The following is a 19,063-nucleotide window of genomic DNA, read 5'->3' on the forward strand; positions in this document are numbered from 1 at the left end:
AAAAATGGCAGAATCCATCAATTATAAGTGCCCTGCCTGCGGCGGCGCCATGGATTTCGATATCAAGACGCACAAATTGAAGTGTCAGTTCTGTGATAGCGAATTTACCGTAGATGACGTCGTCGCCACCAAAGGGGCCAAAAAATTCAATAAAGACGGCGAGTTTGTCCGTAAAAATCATTTCAACGAACCGGAAGAGCCGATTGTCAGACATCTGGCTCCCGGTGACGACGAGACCTGTAAATATGACACCTATGCCTGCAGGCAGTGCGGCGGTGAAATACAGATTCCTCCTACCGTTATATCAACCATCTGCCCTTACTGCGGCAACAACGTGGTTTTCTATGACAAGCTGACTGGAAATCATATTCCGGATCTGGTCGTACCGTTCAAGATCGAAAAGTTCGCACTTAAGGAAGCCTACCAGCGGCACCTTAAGTTTAAACCGTTTGTTCCCGGAAAGTTCAAAAGAGAAAACACCTTTGAACAGATCCGCGGATACTACATTCCGTTCTGGATCTATGATCTGAAGGCTGAAGGCGGTGCAACATTCAAGGCTGAACGTGAAGATCCACAGAAGGTTTCCGTATACAAGGCCCATCGCCACGGATACATGCTGTTTGAGTCAATTCCTGAAGACTCCAGCAAATTCTTTGACGATGCCATGACCGAATCACTGGAACCTTTCGTGTTCAATGACGCCATTCCGTTTGAAACGGAATATCTGTCAGGTTTTGAAGCTCACGTATATGATGAATCATGCAACGAAGGAGCGGAGAAGGCCAGCAACAGAGCGGCAATGACACTGATTGACGCGCTTCAGGAGACGGTTTCCCATGTGTACAGCAGAGTGACCTTTGAATCCGATGACATCAAAACCACGGATATTCAGGCTCAGTCCGTGCTTTATCCAATCTGGATGCTTACCACCAAATGGAACGGTGAAGAATATTACTTTGCCATGAATGCCCAGACCGGTACATTCGTGGGCAATCTTCCGCGCAACAACGTGGTCTACTTCCTTTCCCTGTCCATATCCACCCTGCTTTTAGGATGGCTTTTCTTCGCCATGTTTAAAGACTGGGTAGCCCTGGTGGTGGCCGCGATTCTGGCTGTCGGCATCCATATGGCCATAGACAGCAGCCGTGTTTCCGTAAAGAGAGCTTCCAAGGCGACAAACTACGGAAAAACCGAAACCTTCCGTATCACCTACTCCGACGACGTGTTCTCGCATGCATATCAGAAGAGCCGCCGATAGAAACGGAATAATTCATGCAAAAGAGAGAGCCGTGCTCTCTCTTTTTTTTCTTTCTGATTCATCAGCGTTAAAAAACTGAAAGCCGGACTTTCTGCTCAAGTGTCCGGCTTTCCATAATGTCAGTCAGTGAACGGCTACCATGCCGAACCGTATTTGCTGCGAAGGATATCAGCTTCGACATGAGCCTTCTGAACTTCAGCCGGAGTCAGATAGTAGGAATAGTTCTTTTCCATTTCACTTATGTCATCCTTGTACCAGCTGTCGGTATCAAAGGTTCCGATATAAGACTTGAGAACCAGGGTCCATATAAGAGCATTGAACATGTCTGACTGTGCCCCTCTGCCGCCCTTGGCAAGAGATTCGGCCAGCAGTTTCTGCGCGGTATGATCCCCTTCCATTGCCGCTTTGGTCAGCCATCTCTGTGCCTCCCTGGCATTCTCACGAATGGATCCTGAAGCACCGTAAATCAGCCCCAGACTCATATATGCCGGTTCATAACAGAGATCGGCGCTCTGAGTCAGCCAGTAGATGGCGGTATCAGGATTGTAGTATGTGGAGAAATCACTTGAATCATTATAGATACTGCCGAGTTCATACATCGCCTTGGCTTCACCGTGCTGTGCAGCCATGGTAAACCACTTGATAGCTTCCTCGTAGTCCGGAAGAATCACTTCCACGCCGTCGCTGTCCATGAATGATTCATCAACAGGAAGTCCCATGTCATCAGTCAGAGGACCGTCATCAATTTCGGCAATGTCCATCGGATCTTCAGAAGGAACCTGTTCCGGCGGGAAATCCTCATGTTCCGGCATCGGCGGAACTTCAGCAGTCTCCATCACCGGTTCATGATCCGCACCTTCGACTGAAGTATCTATAGAAGCCATGTTTTCTGAAGGTTCTTCAGATTCTCCAGGTACCACCGGTTTTTCAGGTTCGGTACGCTCCTCCGAAATGACAACCATTTCGGACTCTTCCTTTTCCTGTTCATACTTTTTGGCTCTTTCCTGGGCTTTTCTGGAATTTACCCTCTGTTTACCGCTCTCACCGTAACGATGATGGCCGGAACTTGCAAGGGTACCGGTCAGAGCATCAAATCCGAGACTCAGCATGGCTGAGATATCACCGTTTTCCGCCTGCTCTTCCCTGATCTTGCGGGCTTCAAAACGGAGAACCATCGGATCGGTATTGTTCACTTCTCCTGAAATCACGCCGTCTTCAATAAGATCAGCCATAATCAGCTTGGCTTCATAATTGCCGCGATCGGCAGCCATTATCAGATATTCAACGGACTTTTCCGGATTGTAGATGGAGGTATTCTCAATGCGGTAGATATCACTCAGGGAAAGCATCGCATTCTTGTCACCGCGATCAATCATCTCCAGATAAAGTCCTTCAAGCATGGAGAAATACTTGTTGGATTTTTCAATATTGTTTCTTACTCGGAAGAGTGTGGCCAGAGCCTCAACTGACTCCACGTCCCTGTGCTTTGCCGCTTCCTCATACCAGTAAATGGCCTTGTCCATGTTTATCGGGAGTTTGCTGCCGGTGGAGAAGTAGGCACCCAGTGTTCTCATGGCTTCAACATCGCCCTTTTCCGCTCTCTTGACATAGATGTCAATCCAGCGGTTGAAATAGCTGTTGGCCATGCTTTCATCAACATTGAGACCGCCGAGACCGCGTTTGTACATTTCTCCGATGGCATCAAGAGCATCAGGATTGTTGCCGGCCTTCATAAACCATTCGTAGGCCTGCTTGTAGTCATGTCCCACACAGGTGCTCACCTTGTCACCGCTGGCGTAGTACAGATTGCCGAGACGTACCTGAGCCGGTGAATAGCCGGCCTTTGCGGCTTCACGGAGATATTCAAGTCCCTTAACGGTGTTCTTCCTGGTTCCCTTGCCTTCAAGATACAGTGAGGCTATTTCATAAAGAGCCTTGACGTCACCCATGTTGATGAGTTTTTCGTAATTGTTCTGAGCTTCCTCATAGAACTGATTTTTAACGGCCATATCGGCAAGCGTGCGATAATTCTTCATGGTGAAATAGCGGTTCAGCTGATACACGGTTATGCCACCTGCAACAGCCACGGCCGCAATACCCAGAAGAATCATTCTTCCCCTGCCGGTTGACCATAATGAACCTCGTTCAGTCTTGAAACGATTTCGCCAGTCTTCAAAATCATCTAAAAATCTTAACCAGGATTTCTTCCACTTCATTTAAACAAACCCAACTGTATTACTTTTTGCCCTTGAAATATAGTTTCTTAAAAGATATTTTTCTGCTTTACGGATTAAATCTCACGTCACGCAATGAAGAAAAACGGGACCGTCAGACTTTCCGTGAATAAAGAATGACACCCGGCACTGAACATATCAGAAGCCGGATTGTATAAAAATATTTAATAGCAATATTTTAACATAAAGAAAACATAAATATCCTATATTCACAACAGATCTTTAATCAGATTTGCAGATATGAGATACAGATCTGTTGCATAAAAGGGTAAAAATAAAAAATTATCAGGTTTAACCCCCCAAAAATATTGAGCCATCCCTAAAACCCTGTATGAAATCACATTTTTGAAAAATTGTTCAGAAAAAAAAGAAAACACCGGACGGAATTTCATAAGAATTTCCGTCCGGCATTATACGGTCACGGTCTTTACTCAGAACCGTCGGCACACCCTATCATTATTCCGGAGTGTAATAGCTTCTGAGTCCGTACATGTTCACGATAACCCTGATAATGTTGTCCGGATGCACTTCCTCTCCTTTTTCAAGATAGTACATCAGTACGGATATCAGAATATCGGCAGACACGTAGGCACCGAGATCAAGCTCATCATCGCTTGAACTGTAGAGTCTGCCCTCGTAATGTTTTTTGATGCTTCTGTAGAATGAATCATGAAAGCTCTTGCGGACGTCAAGCTCTTCGCCGTTGAGTCTGAAAACCAGCTTCAGCAGCTCCCTGTTCTTTGACAGAGTGGACTGCAGGGATTTGAAAAACCCCAGATTGCCGATGGACAGCCGCTCCTCACCCAGCAGAGAGGAAATAATGGATTCCTGGCAGTTCGCCATTACTTCCGACGCAAGATCATGCTTGTTTATATAGTGCTTGTAAAAAGTTGAACGGTTTATTTTCGCACGCTCAAGAATCATTCCCACCGTAATGTCCGCATAGGAATTCTCCTCCAGCAGTTCAAGAAAAACCTTGTGAATTTTCTTTTCGGTACGAACCACACGTCTGTCTTTACGATTTAAAGATTTATTATCTTTTGACTTCTTAACATTTGCGGACAGGATATCTTCCTGAGCTGTCTGCAAACCACTGTCAGTCGCCTCAACCCTTACCATTTCTGAATCAGAGACCACAATACCTTACCTCCATGAAGATTATAATCAGTATCAAGACACCCAGTAACAGCCACACATCTGTACACACACCTGATATACCGAGCCTCAGGCACGCATTCATCAGCCGGTGAAGGCACGAAAAAAAATGATGAACACCAGCCGTTGCAATGGTCTTTATACAGTTATTAATTACCCCGTAAATTATATTTATTTATAAGTTTTATTATATTTTTCAAAAAACCAAGTAACGTTTTGTATTTCTACCACAAATGCTAATGATGATTGATAAGCACAGGCTTTTTATAAGTATGTTATGTTTTTTGACTTCCGGTGTTCTGGAAAACAGGTTATAAATTTTTTAGTAGTTTTTAAGTTATAATAATATCGTTACAACCCGTGATCCCGTGACCACTCTGAAGTCATCCCCATCGACGGGCGGTTCCAAACCGGAACAACTCCGTCTGTGCCCGGTTCGTCATTTTCAAGGAATCCCTTAAAAAATAACAGCTCCGACGCTCTGATTAATAAGATAGCACATAATTTTTTAATATTCACAGTAGAACTTCAAATTTTTTCAACAAACCTATTATTAATATATATTTATCTTCATCGAATCCTTACTTTTCAAATCAAAAAATCTTAGAATGCATAAAGTTTTTTATTATAACTTAAATTAAATAACGATATATTTGTTATATTCAAATAATCTGATAATAAAGAAAAAAGCATACACATATAAATAAAAAGTTTCCAATAATACAAAAATCCATAAATGTATCTTATTTAGACATATGAATATTCCTGCATGGAATTAACAGATTCCTGCACAATCAATGTATATTTTTTGAACATTTTTATTTTGAACACGCATAAAAACTTTTTTTCGGAAAAGTGATATTTTTCATTTTTTGCTTATTCTGCTTCCTGTCTTCTGACATACGGATTCAGAAATTATGTACAGTATTCACGTCACGGCACTGCTCCAGGAGTCCTGCGGACAGTCTCTTTAAACCTGCTTTTTTCCATGAAATTAAGTTTTTTAAATTCCTAGTATTTTAGTATTGATTTTATCCCCGGAATTATGTATCATTCGCATATCATAGTTTTTCAGTATGTTTTCAGGAGTATTTGTTTTTCAGGCTTCAGACCTATCAGCATCAGCCATTCCTACTGAAATGCCGAAGATTCATCATTTCCCCTGAAAACACGAACCGTTAACAGTTTTAAGGCAGAAAACCAGGTTTTCCGCCAAGAATGAGGATTATAAAAATGTGCTGTTTTTTCATTCCGACCGCCGAGGCCGCCATCCTGACCCTGACCTCAGCCGCACTAAAAAATAACCGCAATCCCGGAGTTCAGCTTTTCAGAAGGCATGCAAACGGACTGTCAAAGCTTCTTGCAGGCGGTTCACTGTTACTCGCGTTAGAACACATATGGCACGGTGAAATAACCTTCCACTTCCCTTTCATCACCGCCATGGAAACCCCGGAGGATACCGCGGTCATGCTTCAGGAACTTGCTGACGTGGGCGTACCGATGGCTTTTCTGGTAACCTTCGCCTACATAACCTTCTCGGCGCTGAGATCCTTCTTTGCCGGACACGCATCCGCAGCCCGCGATCTTTCAGGTTCAGCAAAGTAAAACGGGAGGAAGAAAATGATACTGGTACTTTCAATGCTTATCTTCGGTCTGATTTCAACCATAGGCTACATCCTTGACCGCAGCGGCAGATTCAGAATATCAGCTCTCTGCTACATGTTCTACGGCAGTATGCTCATGTGGAGCGTGGATCTCTATACCGAGCTTAAGGAAGACGGTCTTGAGGCGCTGGCCATGAATCCCGGGGACGTGATTGACGATCTTCTTCTTTCAGCTTCGGTTACCGTACTGGCTCTGGCCGTATGGGGGGTAATCAACGCATGGCACGCATTCAGAAAACCGGCCCGTATTACTGAAGCGGCATAGGTTTCCGCTTATAAGAAACGACAGACAGGAGAACGAAATGTCAGATAACGGCAAGTCATTGCAGGATAACGGCAAGTCATTGCAGATTAAGGGAATCATCGGCAGTTCCTCAGAGGAGAGTGACTGTATTCACTCCGTAGAACATGCGCATTCCCATGACCATGGTCACGACCATTCACATGCCCACGGACACGGTCATTCACACGGCGGTCTGGAACATTTTCACAGCCACCGCAATATTATCGGTTTTGACGAACACGGCATCCCTACCGTAATTCTGAAGGGAGACCATCACGCCGGAGATGAAGCGGAAGAGAATGAGGATTCATTCATAAAGGACTACACCAAAGCGGTTAATGAATACCGCAAGACCTTCCCTTCAAAGCAGGACGTAATCGAAAACACTCCGGATCCTGCCGTAAGAGACATGATTTTAAGAGCGGAACAGATTGGCTTTGACACCGCCTTTGACCGCTTCGACAGACAGAAGCCCCAGTGTAACTTCGGCATGGCAGGTATCTGCTGCAAAATCTGCAACATGGGTCCGTGCCGTATCACTCCGAAGGCAAACAGAGGCGTATGCGGAGCCGATGCGGATCTGATTGTGTCCCGCAATCTTCTGCGTGCGGGAGCCGCCGGTGCAGCTCAGCACGGCATGCATGCCAGAGAGGTTATTCTCAACCTCAAGTGGGCTGCCGAAGGAAAGCTGGACGTACCGATCATCGGTGCGCAGAAGGTTAAGGATGTGGCAAAGGCCTTCGGTCTCGAAACCGAAAACCGCACCGTGAACGAAATAGCTTCAGAGCTTGCCGACGTGCTGCTTGAGGATCTTTCAAGACCTACTCCGGACGACTACAGAACCATAAAGGCTCTGGCACCTGCGGAACGTCAGCAGGTATGGAAGGAACTTGACATCATCCCCATCAGCGCCTACCACGAAGTGTTCGAGGCCTATCACAAGTCAGGATGCGGCATTGACGGCGACTGGCGATCCATCATGCAGCAGTTCCTGCGCTGCGGACTGGCCTTCACCTTTACCGGCGTGGTGGCCACCAACATCGCCACCGACTGTCTGTTCGGCGTGGGTGACCGCGTAACCTCGATGGTTAACCTGGGTGCACTCAAAAAGGGATACGTTAACATTGCCGTACACGGACATCTGCCGCTTCTCGTAAGCCAGATTGTAAAGTCAGGCCAGACTGAAAAGATGATTAACCTGGCCAGGGAAAAAGGAGCTCTCGGCATCAGATTCTACGGCATCTGCTGTTCAGGTCTTGCCGCCATGTACCGCTACGCCGGCGTTATTCCGCTCTCCAACGCGGTATCCGCCGAGCTTGTTCTCGGTACCGGAGCCCTGGATCTGTGGGTAGCCGACGTACAGGACGTGTACCCTGCGATCATGGATGTGGCCAGATGCTTTAAGACCGCCGTGGTCACCACCTCCGAAAGCGCAAGACTTCCGGGAGCCGAAAGATTCGAGTTTGACCACCGTCACTCCAACATCGGCGAAACCAGGGAACTGGCTGACAGAATCGTACTGAGAGCCATTGAGAGCTTCGAACAGCGCAGGGGCATTCCGGTATATATTCCGCCTTATGAGGTGGAAGCCGAAATCGGCTTCTCGGTTGAGTACGTATGCAGAAGATTCGGCAGCTTCGATCCGCTTCTTGAGGCGTTAAAGAGCGGACAGATTCTCGGTATCGTGAACATGGTCGGCTGCAACAACACCAAGGTGGTATACGAACGCACCATCATTGACGTTGCCGACGTACTGCTTAAAAACAACGTGCTTATCCTGTCCAACGGCTGCGCCTCATTCCCGCTGATGAAGCTCGGCTACTGTGCGAAGAACGCTCAGGACAAGGCCGGAGACAGACTGAAGGAATTCCTGAAACCGGATCTTCCTCCTGTATGGCATGTGGGCGAATGCATCGACAATACCCGTTCTTCAGGTATTTTCGGCGGAATCGCCGGAGCTGCGGGCAAATTTATTTATGAAATGCCGTTCGGCTTCGCGTCTCCTGAATGGAGCAACGAAAAGGGTGTCGATGCGGCTCTGGGCTTCCGTCTCATGGGCGTGAACTCATACCACTGCGTTGAAGCCCAGATTCACGGTTCAAAGAACATTATCGAGTTCCTCAAGGAAGGAACCAGGGAAAAGCTCAAGTCGGTAATGTACGTGAACACAGATCCGTTCCTGGTGGGCAAGAAGATCGTGGATGACATGATCGTTAAAAGACGAGCCCTCGGCTGGTGGGTTCCTGATTTCATTCTTGATCCCCGCACCGAAAAAGCCGGAGAACAGTAACCGGAAATAAACAGATAACGCCGCCGGGCCCTGAATCCGATTCAGAGGCTGGCGGCACGGAAACAGACTGAACATATTACAAAAAAAACTGATAAATAAGGAGAAACAGCATGATCAAAAAGTTTTATACCCCTATTGCCATAGCACTTCTTGCAGCCCTTACCGCCTGCGGTGACGGCAGCACAGGTTCCAAAGAACAGAATGCGGCCCCGGCGGAAGCCCAGAAGGTGGAAAATACCGTATCAAAGGCGGAAACCAGGGAACACCGCACCATCAAGCTCGCCTATCTGCCGATTACCCACTCACTGGCAGGTTTTGAGGCGGCAGAAACCGAAAGACTGAAAAAGGAAACCGGTCTTGACATCGAACTGGTGAAATTCGGCTCCTGGACTGAACTCATGGACGCACTCAACACCGGTCGCGTTGATGCGGCGGTTGCCCTTGTTGAACTGGTAATGAAGGCAAGAGAACAGGGAATCGACGTTTATCTTACCTCCCTTGCACACCGTGACGGCAACGTGATTGTGGTAGGCAACGACATTCAGAGCGTGGCCGACCTCAAGGGCAGGACCTTCGCGATTCCGCACAGACAGTCTTCACACTACATTCTTCTTAACGAAGCTCTGGCAAAGGAGGGTGTGGACATCAACGACATCACCATTACCGAACTGGCACCTCCTGAAATGCCATCAGCGCTTGCCTCAGGTCAGATTGCCGGCTACTGCGTTGCAGAACCTTTCGGAGCAAAGGCCGTATCACTCAATATCGGCAAGGTTCTCTTCAACTCAAAGGATCTGTGGCCTGACTCAATCTGCTGCGGTCTGGCTTTAAGCGGCAAATTCCTCAGCGAACATCCTGAACTGGCCTCACAGCTGGTAAGAGCCGTAAGGGAAGCCGGTCTCAACCTTGAACATGACCACGAACATGAAAAGGAACTGGCCGCGAAGTACTTCAAGGTATCAAAGGACACACTGGATGTTTCACTGCAGTGGATCTCCTTTGACAATCTGGAAATCAAAAAGGAAAACTATGACATTCTCAGTGAAAAGGTAAAGAAATACGGTCTGTCAGAAAATCCGGTACCTTATGAGGATATTGTGAAAAATGTCGAATAAAGCTCTGCGATACCTTTCCAAAAAAGCTGTCGGCTTCGGCTATGCCGCGGTTTCATTGCTGCTGTTTGTAACCATATGGCAGATAACCGTCAGCCTTTCCGGAGTCAACGAGGCACTGTTTCCGTCACCGCTCTCGGCCTTCAACGCCCTGCTGGAAATCATCGGTGACGGAACCCTGACGGATCACGTGATTTCAAGCATGTTCCGTTTTGCCGTCGGTTTTGTGGTTGCCGTGGCCATCGCCGTGGTCGGAGGCATCATCTTCGGCTGGTTTGACGTACTGTACCGTCTCATCAATCCGATCATTCAGCTGCTCCGCCCCATTTCACCTATAGCCTGGATGCCTTTCATCGTGCTGGCATTCGGTATCGGTGACATGCCGGCCATCGTGACCATTTTCATCGCGGCCTTCTTCCCGGTATTCATATCCACCGCCGTAGGCGTGAAGAACGTTCCGGAAATCTACCTCAAGGTAGCCCGCAACTTCGGTGTCGGCAAAGTGGAAATCTTCTGGAAGATTATATTTCCGGCCGCGTTTCCGCAGATTACCGGAGGTATTCATCTGGCTCTCGGTTCAGCCTGGGTGTTCCTGGTGTGCGGTGAGATGATTGGTGCCCAGTCCGGTCTCGGTTATCTGATTATCGACGCCCGCAACAATCTCAGATGCGACATTCTGGCCGCCGACATTGTGATTATCGGTATCATCGGTCTGCTGCTGGATACTGCTCTAAGATATGCGGAAGGACAGATTCTTAAAAAGTGGGGACTGCAGAAGGAGTAATTGAATGTATATCAACATCAGCAATGTAAACAAACAGTTCACCCACAAGGGAAAGCTGTTCACGGCTCTGAATAACGTAAACCTGACCATCGAAAAGGGAGAATTCATCTGCCTGCTCGGACCGTCAGGATGCGGAAAAAGCACCCTCCTGAATGCCATAGCGGGATTTGATCATCCGACCTCGGGTTCAATCACCATTGACGGAAAGGAAGTAACAAAGCCTTCCACCAGAAACGTGACCATCTTTCAGAACTACGGTCTGCTTCCATGGAGAAACGTACTGAAGAACGTTGAGCTAGCCCTGGAATCAAACAAGGCGCTAAAGTCCGGGGAAAGAACCGAAATCGCCAGAAAATATCTTGATCTGGTAGGTCTCGGAAACTTTGCGGACGCGTCCCCTCATCAGCTTTCAGGCGGCATGCAGCAGAGAGTGTCAATTGCCCGTGCCCTTACCGCCAATCCTGACATCATCTTCATGGATGAGCCGTTCGGGGCTCTGGATGCCATCACCAGAATGAAGCTGCAGGATGATATTCTGTCAATTCAGAAAAAGGAAAAGAAAACCATCATCTTCGTTACCCATGACATAGATGAAGCGGTTTATCTTGCGGACAGGGTTGTGGTAATGACTCCTAATCCGGGCATGGTAAAAAAGGTGCTTACCATAAATCTCGGACCGGGAAGGGATCGAACCTCTGACGATTTTCAGAAGATCCGCAACATCATTTTTGAAACCTTCAATATGAAGCACAGCTATCCTATTGAATACAGTATCTGATATGTATGTTCCGGAGAAATCCGGAACATAAACCTCATATCATCAGGGCGGACATGCAAATCCGCCCTTTCTTTTTCCGGATTTCTTCTCTTCCTCAAACAGTCATTCCGCGAAAAATCAGCCTTATTTCAGCCGTTCATTACGTTGTGACAGATCATGTAACAATTTGTAATACATTAAAACCTTTCTGACACAGATCCTGCGAAGACTGTTTGTATAATTAACACAGATTCAGTGAGAAACAGCCACACATCAGTTTCATTCACTGCACGAATAAAGATTAAATAATGAGGACATGAAAATGAATAAGTCATTAATTACCGCCGTAGCACTGGCAACCGTATTTACCTGCGGTTATGCATCCGCTCATGAAAATCACGGTGCACATCACCATGGATTCTCCCCTCTGGCAGAATTTGATGCCGACAGGGACGGCGCTCTTAACAGCAGCGAACTCAAGGCATTCTCTCAGAATCTTTCCGAGAAAGCCGACAGACATCAGAAGTCTCTGGTAACTTTCGAAAAGGCTGATGCCGACGGAAACGGCTTTGTTACCCTTGACGAACTGGCAGTGGTCATTCCTAAGCCTGAACAGCCGAAAGCTGATGCCGGAAACAGAGCAAAGGCCGACGACGGAACCAGGGCGGACGGCAAGGCAGGAAAGGCAGATCGCAGACAGAAGGTGAACAGTGCTCACCACAGGGGACACCACAAGTCTCACGGCAAGCACGGCTTCCACCACGGCCCCGGCAGCTTTGACCAGCACCAGCCAAATCCTGTCATCTTTGTTTTACATCATTTTGATACCAACGGTGACTACAAGCTGGACAAGAGTGAATATGCAAAATTCATTGAAGCTGAAAGCGGCAGGGTCGCCATGGAAAAGCAGCTTGCCAAGGCAGTGCTGGGTGCGGATCTGAACAAGGACGGTCTGGTAATACCGCCTGAATTCGATGCCGTTTCACACCATATATTCCTGCAGAACGCTCCTGTCTACCAGCCAAAGGCTGCTCCTCAGCCTGAATCAGCCGATGATGCTGATGACGGTCAGGAGGAAGATATCGAATAACAGCTGATATCTGATATCCGTAGCGCGTATCCCGACTGGCTCCCGCGGTCAGTCGGGCTTTTTGCGATCCCGGCTCACTGCGGTTCCGTCTGAATTTCAGCCTGACATTACGCCGCATAATGAAAAAACCGGTCAGACAGTCTATAATGTTACGGGGTGACTCACATACTTTATCGGTAAGTGCGAGAAAACCTTCAGTATAAGGATTCAAAATCCATTAGAATAACGGAAATGCCCTGCGGCATTGCCGAACCAAACAACATCATTATGGAGATGCTTCAAATGTCAAAACATAAAGTGGTTATCATAGGTTCCGGTCCTGCCGGATGTACTGCCGCGATTTATGCGGCAAGAGCCAATCTCAGTCCGGTAGTCATCACCGGCATGAACGAAGGCGGTCAGCTTATTCAGACTCCCGACATTCAGAACTGGCCCGGAGAAACATCAATTTCCGGATATGACCTGATGGAAAAGCTGATAAATCACGCCAAGTCTTTAGGTGCCGAATTCATAAGCGATGAAATCAGCGAAGCTGACTTAAGCTCACGTCCGTTCACCCTCAAAGGTGATGCCGGCGAATATCAGGCCGACTCGGTAATTATCGCCACCGGAGCAAATCCAAAGTATCTCGGTCTGGAATCAGAAGAAAAGTTCAAAGGCAACGGCGTAAGCGCCTGTGCCACCTGCGACGGCTTCTTCTTCAGAAATCAGCCCGTAGCCGTAATCGGCGGCGGCAATACCGCTCTTACTGAAGCACTTTACCTTTCCGACATCTGCAGCAGCGTTTATCTGGTGCACCGCCGTGATTCATTCCGTGCCGAAAAGGCCGTCATCGACAGAATTCAGCAGAAAATAGATGAAGGCAGAATCACCCCGGTATACAACGCGGTTACAGATGAGATTCTCGGTGACGATCTCAAGGGCGTAACCGGACTCAGGGTTAAATACAGAGACGATCGCAGAGAGGAAATCAGCGTCAGCGGCATCTTTGTGGCCATCGGTCATACCCCGAACACCGGAGTTTTTGCCGGCCAGCTTGAAACCGATAACGGAACCATCATCACCGGCGTAAATCCCAAGTACAGAACCTCCGCCAGCATTTCTGGCGTGTTTGCGGCCGGCGACTGCGCGGACTCTCACTACAGGCAGGCCATCACCTCGGCCGGAACCGGCTGTCAGGCGGCTCTTGACGCGGAAAAATTCCTGCAGGAGGCAGGCTGATTTCAGGACTGAATTAAAAGGGAACGGATTTACGTCCGTTCCCTTAAGGAAAATTCCCGGATACCGGCTGTTCGTTTCAGCCCGGGCATTCGGGAATTTTTTTATTGTGTCAAAATCACCGCACGAAAAAACACTAAAATCTCACGCTTCTGCCTGCGGCGTTCATTCCGCTCAGAAAATCAAAAGGACTTTCAACCAGATACTGCGATCTGAGACAGTCGGAAATCTTCTGACGGTCGATGTTTCTGCCTATGAACACGCACTCGGCAGTGAGCCCCTTTTCCCCGCCGCAGCCTTCTACGGATACTCTGCCGTTCACGACGTCAAACCGGATCCAGTCCTGCCCTGCGGGAATAATCCCCTTGGCCCTTACGATGAATCCGAACTCACCGCGAAGAACAGATTCAAGAATCCACAGCAGAGCTCCGGGTGACGGTACGGAGCAGTTCCTCACGGTTATGCTGTCAAGCTGCAGTCCTTCACACTCACCGTCACCGCTCATCACGGTTCCGTCATGAGGATTAATCAGGCCGTTCCACCATTCATCAGAACATTCCGAATAATGTCTGTCCAGAACCTTCGCTTCAGGATTGATTTTTAAAATCTCATCCCTTATTCCCGCAAAGAGTTCAGGATCCGGATGTTCAGGCCTGGATATCACCACGGTGGAGGAATATCTGAGCTGATCGGCGCAGACATCATGAAACAGATTCATGTTCTGATAAAAGCTCTCCGCATCAACCACCGTAACCGGAGGCAGGACGGAAATTCTTTCATATTCGATTTTCTTCAGGATCCTGAGGACATTGCCTAAAGCCCCCACTCCTGACGGTTCGACTATAAGCAGATCGGGAGAAACGGTATTTTCAATGGTTATCACCGAAGCATGCAGCTCTGAGCTTTTGGTACAGCAGACGCATCCTTCACGCAGATCAATGACATCGGCCCCGGAGTCCGCACTGATTATCTGACCGTCGACATCAGTGCGGCCGAATTCATTCTCCAGAACGGCAAGCCGTTCCGTGGAACGGCTTATCAGTTTCCGGATAAACGTAGTTTTACCGGCTCCGAGGAAGCCGGAAACAACCAGAACCTTCATGGAAAATCCGCTTAATCAGGGATAACCACAGGCTTAATCAGATCCTTCGGCTTGTCACGCATCAGTTCCAGAGCCTCGGCACAGTGGTCCCAGCCGTGGAAGACGTGGGTGATTTCAGGTTTAACGTCGAGTCTGCCCGAAGCAACCAGAGAGGAGAGTTTTTCCATGCGCAGACGGCCGCCGGGCATCAGACCGGTAAGAATCTGCTTGTGGCCCATGCCGCAGCCCCATTCGGTTCTCGGAATGTTCACGAAGTCTCCGCTTCCCAGGTAGTTTACGGAACCTATGCGTCCGCCGGGCTTGAGGGATTTGATGGCGGCCTCGAAGGTACTTACGTCACCGCCGGCAATGCATACGCGATCCACGCCCTTGCCTCCGGTAAGTTCCATTACCTGATCCTCAATACTGCCGTCCTTGTATGAAATGAAATCGGTGGCGCCGTATCCCTTTGCCGCATTGATGCATACAGGTCTGGTACCTACGGCGATTATGCGGGAGGCACCTCTTAAGGAGGCTCCGGCAACGCTCATGAGACCTACCGCACCGATACCAATGACCAGCACGCTGTCACCGAACTGCACGTCGGCAAGTTCAACGGCGTGGAATCCGGTCGGAACCATGTCTGAAAGGATACAGGCTTCCTCCACGGTCATGCCGTCGGGAATGAGAGCCAGATTGCCGTCGGCATCGTTCACATGGAAGTATTCGGAGAAAACGCCGTCCTTGAAATTGGAGAACTTCCATCCCGCGAGCATACCGCCGGAATGCATGCTGTATCCGGCCTGAGCCTCGAGAGAGTTCCAGTCAGGAGTAATGGCCGGAACAAGCACCCTGTCGCCCGGCTTGAAATCCTTGACTTCAGAACCGACTTCCACAATTTCACCGCAGCCTTCATGTCCCAGAATCATGTTGTGACGGTCACCGATGGCGCCTTCATACACGGTGTGAACATCAGAGGTACAGATAGCAATGGCCAGAGGTCTTACGATGGCATCCAGAGGTCCGCATTTAGGAACCTCCTTCTCTATCCAGCCAACCTTACCGATGCCAAGCATGGCAAAACCCTTCATCATTTTTCCCATAGCACAATCTCCAGAGTATCAGTCCGTCAGCCGATACCGTCCGAAAAACCGCCGCTTCACCTTCTCCCCTGCACGGAGATTCGGTGAACGGTAACAGCCCGCGGAAACGGCACGGCGACAGACAGGAACAGTCCGCTCCCGCAGTTCTTTCCGGATAACGGGTTTACACTGCGGCAACGGTATATAAAACGATTTTGATTTTTTATGTTTTTTATCTATCCAGATATATTAAAACATACAACTAACGTGTTTTTGAACAGTAAAAGAATTCCTGATTGATAAAACCCGCCCATGGTCACAATTACCGTCAGTCCGGAAAAAACGTTCAGGAAAACAATTTCACTATTTGTGAACACTGGAAGTGAAAATTGATCTACAATATTGCAGCGCTGCGGATTCAAACGCCGCAGCACCGTGAAACACTTGAATTTTCTGAATCCGTCCCCATGTAGAAAGAGACGGAATTCATGTTTACCAACTCATGAATACAAGCCCCGAGGAGAGTCCATGTTAAATATCGTTCTGTTCCAGCCTGAAATTCCGGCAAACACCGGCAACATAATCAGATTATGTGCAAACACAGGATATCAGCTCCATATAGTGGAACCGGCAGCCTTCGTTCTTGACGACAAGAGACTGATGCGTGCAGGTCTTGACTACCATGAATTCGTAAACATCAAAAAGCACCGCAACCTTAACGAATGTCTGGAATACTTCAGGGGACACAACATTTATGCCTGTACCACCAAGGGACATGCATATCCCGACCAGTGCAGATTTCAGGAAGGAGATGTTCTGATTTTCGGAAAGGAAACCAAGGGACTTCCGGATGAATTCACCGACACTCTTGATGCCGACCACAAGGTCAGAATTCCGATGGTTCCGGGCAGCAGATGCATGAATCTGTCAAACAGCGTGGCAATTTTCATATTTGAATCATGGAGACAGCTGAAATTCAGCGGCTCTCAGCCGCAGTAATATTTCGGCATGCGGTTGAACTATTCCATTCTTTAAATATCAAAACTGCATGGTATGCCTTTGCATGATATAATCAGACGGATTTCAGAACGGATGATTTTGATGCGGGCGGTTTTACACAGAATTCCCCCGGGAAGTCTGCGCTTTAACATAACAATCAGGGATTTTTATCATACATGTTAGAAAAAACACTGAACTGGGTAGTGGAAAATCTTACGGGTCTCGGACCGTGGAATTACTTCATTGCCTTTGCCGTACTTATTCTCTGCGGTTTCGGAGTTCCGATACCGGAAGACATCACCCTTGTGGCCGGAGGTCTGGTATCAGGACTCGGGGCAACCGATATCGCCATCATGTCCCTCATATGCTTTGCGGGTGTTCTTATCGGTGACGCCACCATGTATTTCATAGGCAAGATTTTCGGATACAGAATTCAGAGATTCAAACCCATGCGCAGGATACTTACTCCTGAACGATTTGAATCTGTTCAGGAACAGTTTTCCAAATACGGCATCTGGGTGCTTTTCGCGGCCAGATTCATGCCGGGTCTCAGATCCCCTATTTTCATGGCTTCAGGCATGAGCCAGCGTGTTCCCTTCATACACTTTCTGCTTATGGACGGTTTTGCCGCCCTTATTTCAGTACCGGTATGGCTTCTTCTCGGTTACTACTGCGCAAAGAGCATTCCGGAACTCATTGACAAGGTCAAGCACGGTCAGAGCGTCATGCACATCATCATCCTTGCGATTGTAGTTATAGCCATTGTGCTGGTTACCAAGAACCATCTTGCCAAAAAGAGAAAGCAGAAGGCTGAGGCACAGGCCAAGAAAAAGGAAGCTGAAGCACCTGCCGACGGGAACGAAGAAGCAGAGCTCCAGGTACAGGATGCAGATGCCGCCAACGACAGCGCTTATGCAAACAAGGACAGGATAGATTAAATCAATGCGTCTGAAAGCCCGGGATCCCCCGGGCTTTATGTCGCTAAAAAGGAAGTTTCAGTTTTAAAAGCCTCACTGCAGGAATTAAGCTGAACTCGCAACTGGACTATACGGACGGAGAATTATGGCACTTTACAATTCAGTAGAAGAACTCATCGGCAACACCCCTCTGGTAAGATTAAACAGATTTGAAGAAAAATATCAGATCAAAGCCCACCTTTACGCCAAGCTGGAAATGTTCAATCCTGCAGGTTCAATCAAGGATCGCGCAGCCTTAAGCATGGTCAAGGACGCTCTCGACAGAGGTCTCATTAAAAAGGGAAGCACCATCATCGAACCGACCTCAGGCAACACCGGCATCGGTCTGGCTCTGGTGGCAAGACTGTACGGTCTCAGACTCATCCTTACCATGCCTGAAAGCATGAGCATGGAAAGAAGAGCCCTGCTCAAAGCCCGCGGAGCCGAACTGGTTCTCACTCCTGCCGCCGACGGCATGAAGGGAGCCGTAAGCAGGGCGGAAGAAATCCATAAATCAGTTCCCGGCAGCATCATCGTCGGACAGTTCGAAAATCCTGCCAATCCGCTTGCTCACGAAAAAACCACAGCAAAGGAACTCTGGAAGGATCTCGAGGGAAAGATTGACGCCGTGGTGGCCGGTATCGGTACCGGCGGTACCATTTCCGGCATTGCCAGAGGCCTCAAGGCCCTCAATCCGAAAATCAGAGCAGTAGGCGTTGAACCTGCCGAATCCCCTCTTATCACTCAGGGCAAGGCGGCTCCGCACAGGATTCAGGGCATCGGTGCCAACTTCATTCCGAAGTGCTACTACCCTGACGCCGTTGACGAGGTTCTGACCGTTAAGGGCGATGACGCCATCGATTTCACCGTTAAGCTCAATCAGGCTGAAGCGATTCTCGCCGGCATTTCCGCAGGCGGCAACCTTGCAGGAGCCGTGGAGCTTGCCAAGCGTCCGGAATTCGCCGGAAAGAACATCGTGGTGATTATTCCTGATACCGGTGAACATTACATCTCAACCGACATCTACGGTTAAAAGAACTCCCGATAACATTTTTTTCAGTCAAAGCCATCCTTAAGAGATGGCTTTTTCATCAAAAAAG

Annotated in this window: 16 protein-coding genes; 12 read left to right on the top strand and 4 right to left on the bottom strand. The window is 48.3% G+C overall.

The genetic code is table 11. The annotated features are described in order from the left end of the window. Positions 1–4: 4 nt before the first annotated feature. On the top strand, positions 5–1,258 hold the full coding sequence (locus BMY80_RS01925) for a TFIIB-type zinc ribbon-containing protein (protein WP_093140464.1): 1,254 nt from the start codon (positions 5–7) through the stop codon (positions 1,256–1,258). Between the two features lie 134 nt (positions 1,259–1,392). Here BMY80_RS01925 and BMY80_RS01930 read toward each other — a convergent pair whose 3' ends face one another. Further along, complete coding sequence (locus tag BMY80_RS01930; protein WP_093140467.1) at positions 1,393–3,474, bottom strand: tetratricopeptide repeat protein; 2,082 nt, start codon at positions 3,472–3,474, stop codon at positions 1,393–1,395. A 474-nt stretch (positions 3,475–3,948) separates the two neighbouring features. Beyond that, complete coding sequence (locus BMY80_RS01940) at positions 3,949–4,629, bottom strand: TetR/AcrR family transcriptional regulator (protein WP_093140473.1); 681 nt, start codon at positions 4,627–4,629, stop codon at positions 3,949–3,951. Positions 4,630–5,880: 1,251 nt separating this feature from the next. Between BMY80_RS01940 and BMY80_RS01945 the strand changes: the two genes are divergently transcribed. From BMY80_RS01945 to trxB, 8 genes are all read left to right on the top strand, one after another. Further along, entirely contained in the window at positions 5,881–6,252 is a 372-nt protein-coding gene (locus BMY80_RS01945) for a hypothetical protein (protein ID WP_093140476.1), read from the top strand. A 15-nt stretch (positions 6,253–6,267) separates the two neighbouring features. Beyond that, the gene (locus tag BMY80_RS01950) at positions 6,268–6,576 is read left to right on the top strand and encodes a hypothetical protein (RefSeq protein WP_093140479.1); all 309 of its coding nucleotides are present in this window, start codon (positions 6,268–6,270) and stop codon (positions 6,574–6,576) included. Positions 6,577–6,613: 37 nt separating this feature from the next. Next, positions 6,614–8,884: an anaerobic carbon-monoxide dehydrogenase catalytic subunit gene (locus tag BMY80_RS01955; protein ID WP_093140481.1), complete on the top strand. Its 2,271-nt coding sequence runs from the start codon at positions 6,614–6,616 to the stop codon at positions 8,882–8,884. A 110-nt stretch (positions 8,885–8,994) separates the two neighbouring features. Beyond that, entirely contained in the window at positions 8,995–9,999 is a 1,005-nt protein-coding gene (locus BMY80_RS01960) for an ABC transporter substrate-binding protein (protein WP_093140484.1), read from the top strand. Next, positions 9,989–10,780 (top strand): ABC transporter permease, encoded by a 792-nt coding sequence (locus tag BMY80_RS01965; RefSeq protein ID WP_031578888.1) that lies wholly within the window; start codon positions 9,989–9,991, stop codon positions 10,778–10,780. The genes BMY80_RS01960 and BMY80_RS01965 overlap by 11 nt, the downstream gene beginning before the upstream one ends. A 4-nt stretch (positions 10,781–10,784) precedes the next feature. Continuing rightward, positions 10,785–11,558, top strand: a complete 774-nt coding sequence (locus tag BMY80_RS01970; protein WP_093140486.1) for an ABC transporter ATP-binding protein — start codon at positions 10,785–10,787, stop codon at positions 11,556–11,558. Positions 11,559–11,859: 301 nt separating this feature from the next. After that, positions 11,860–12,627 (top strand): EF-hand domain-containing protein, encoded by a 768-nt coding sequence (locus BMY80_RS01975; protein WP_177178469.1) that lies wholly within the window; start codon positions 11,860–11,862, stop codon positions 12,625–12,627. A gap of 273 nt (positions 12,628–12,900) precedes the next feature. After that, positions 12,901–13,848 carry a thioredoxin-disulfide reductase gene (gene trxB, locus BMY80_RS01980; RefSeq protein WP_031578885.1) on the top strand — a complete coding sequence of 316 codons (948 nt, stop codon included), beginning with the start codon at positions 12,901–12,903 and terminating at the stop codon, positions 13,846–13,848. Positions 13,849–13,981: 133 nt separating this feature from the next. On the opposite strand, the gene BMY80_RS01985 is transcribed toward trxB, so the two are convergent. Both BMY80_RS01985 and BMY80_RS01990 read right to left on the bottom strand, forming a co-directional pair. Further along, entirely contained in the window at positions 13,982–14,947 is a 966-nt protein-coding gene (locus BMY80_RS01985; protein ID WP_093140492.1) for a GTP-binding protein, read from the bottom strand. Between the two features lie 11 nt (positions 14,948–14,958). Beyond that, on the bottom strand, positions 14,959–16,029 hold the full coding sequence (locus BMY80_RS01990) for an NAD(P)-dependent alcohol dehydrogenase (RefSeq protein WP_281242261.1): 1,071 nt from the start codon (positions 16,027–16,029) through the stop codon (positions 14,959–14,961). A gap of 507 nt (positions 16,030–16,536) precedes the next feature. On the opposite strand from BMY80_RS01990, the gene trmL reads away from it, so the two are divergent. The 3 genes from trmL (at position 16,537) to cysK (ending at position 18,996) form a co-directional block, all read left to right on the top strand. Then, positions 16,537–17,007, top strand: coding sequence for a tRNA (uridine(34)/cytosine(34)/5-carboxymethylaminomethyluridine(34)-2'-O)-methyltransferase TrmL (gene trmL, locus BMY80_RS01995; RefSeq protein WP_031578880.1), 471 nt, complete (start codon positions 16,537–16,539; stop codon positions 17,005–17,007). 176 nt (positions 17,008–17,183) lie between these two features. After that, positions 17,184–17,945 (top strand): DedA family protein, encoded by a 762-nt coding sequence (locus BMY80_RS02000; protein ID WP_093140495.1) that lies wholly within the window; start codon positions 17,184–17,186, stop codon positions 17,943–17,945. 121 nt (positions 17,946–18,066) lie between these two features. After that, positions 18,067–18,996 carry a cysteine synthase A gene (gene cysK / locus BMY80_RS02005; RefSeq protein ID WP_425441289.1) on the top strand — a complete coding sequence of 310 codons (930 nt, stop codon included), beginning with the start codon at positions 18,067–18,069 and terminating at the stop codon, positions 18,994–18,996. The last annotated feature ends 67 nt before the right edge of the window (positions 18,997–19,063 follow it).

Origin of the sequence: Ruminobacter amylophilus (assembly GCF_900115655.1) — a bacterium.
Classification (GTDB): domain Bacteria; phylum Pseudomonadota; class Gammaproteobacteria; order Enterobacterales; family Succinivibrionaceae; genus Ruminobacter; species Ruminobacter amylophilus.

What these genes read in the sequence shown, in the direction of transcription:
- BMY80_RS01925 (WP_093140464.1), top strand. Translation starts at nt 5, where the DNA reads ATGGCAGAATCCATCAATTATAAGTGCCCTGCCTGCGGCGGCGCCATG.
- BMY80_RS01930 (WP_093140467.1), bottom strand. Translation starts at nt 3,474, where the DNA reads ATGAAGTGGAAGAAATCCTGGTTAAGATTTTTAGATGATTTTGAAGAC.
- BMY80_RS01945 (WP_093140476.1), top strand. Translation starts at nt 5,881, where the DNA reads ATGTGCTGTTTTTTCATTCCGACCGCCGAGGCCGCCATCCTGACCCTG.
- BMY80_RS01950 (WP_093140479.1), top strand. Translation starts at nt 6,268, where the DNA reads ATGATACTGGTACTTTCAATGCTTATCTTCGGTCTGATTTCAACCATA.
- BMY80_RS01955 (WP_093140481.1), top strand. Translation starts at nt 6,614, where the DNA reads ATGTCAGATAACGGCAAGTCATTGCAGGATAACGGCAAGTCATTGCAG.
- BMY80_RS01960 (WP_093140484.1), top strand. Translation starts at nt 8,995, where the DNA reads ATGATCAAAAAGTTTTATACCCCTATTGCCATAGCACTTCTTGCAGCC.
- BMY80_RS01965 (WP_031578888.1), top strand. Translation starts at nt 9,989, where the DNA reads ATGTCGAATAAAGCTCTGCGATACCTTTCCAAAAAAGCTGTCGGCTTC.
- BMY80_RS01970 (WP_093140486.1), top strand. Translation starts at nt 10,785, where the DNA reads ATGTATATCAACATCAGCAATGTAAACAAACAGTTCACCCACAAGGGA.
- BMY80_RS01975 (WP_177178469.1), top strand. Translation starts at nt 11,860, where the DNA reads ATGAATAAGTCATTAATTACCGCCGTAGCACTGGCAACCGTATTTACC.
- trxB (WP_031578885.1), top strand. Translation starts at nt 12,901, where the DNA reads ATGCTTCAAATGTCAAAACATAAAGTGGTTATCATAGGTTCCGGTCCT.
- BMY80_RS01985 (WP_093140492.1), bottom strand. Translation starts at nt 14,947, where the DNA reads ATGAAGGTTCTGGTTGTTTCCGGCTTCCTCGGAGCCGGTAAAACTACG.
- BMY80_RS01990 (WP_281242261.1), bottom strand. Translation starts at nt 16,029, where the DNA reads ATGGGAAAAATGATGAAGGGTTTTGCCATGCTTGGCATCGGTAAGGTT.
- trmL (WP_031578880.1), top strand. Translation starts at nt 16,537, where the DNA reads ATGTTAAATATCGTTCTGTTCCAGCCTGAAATTCCGGCAAACACCGGC.
- BMY80_RS02000 (WP_093140495.1), top strand. Translation starts at nt 17,184, where the DNA reads ATGTTAGAAAAAACACTGAACTGGGTAGTGGAAAATCTTACGGGTCTC.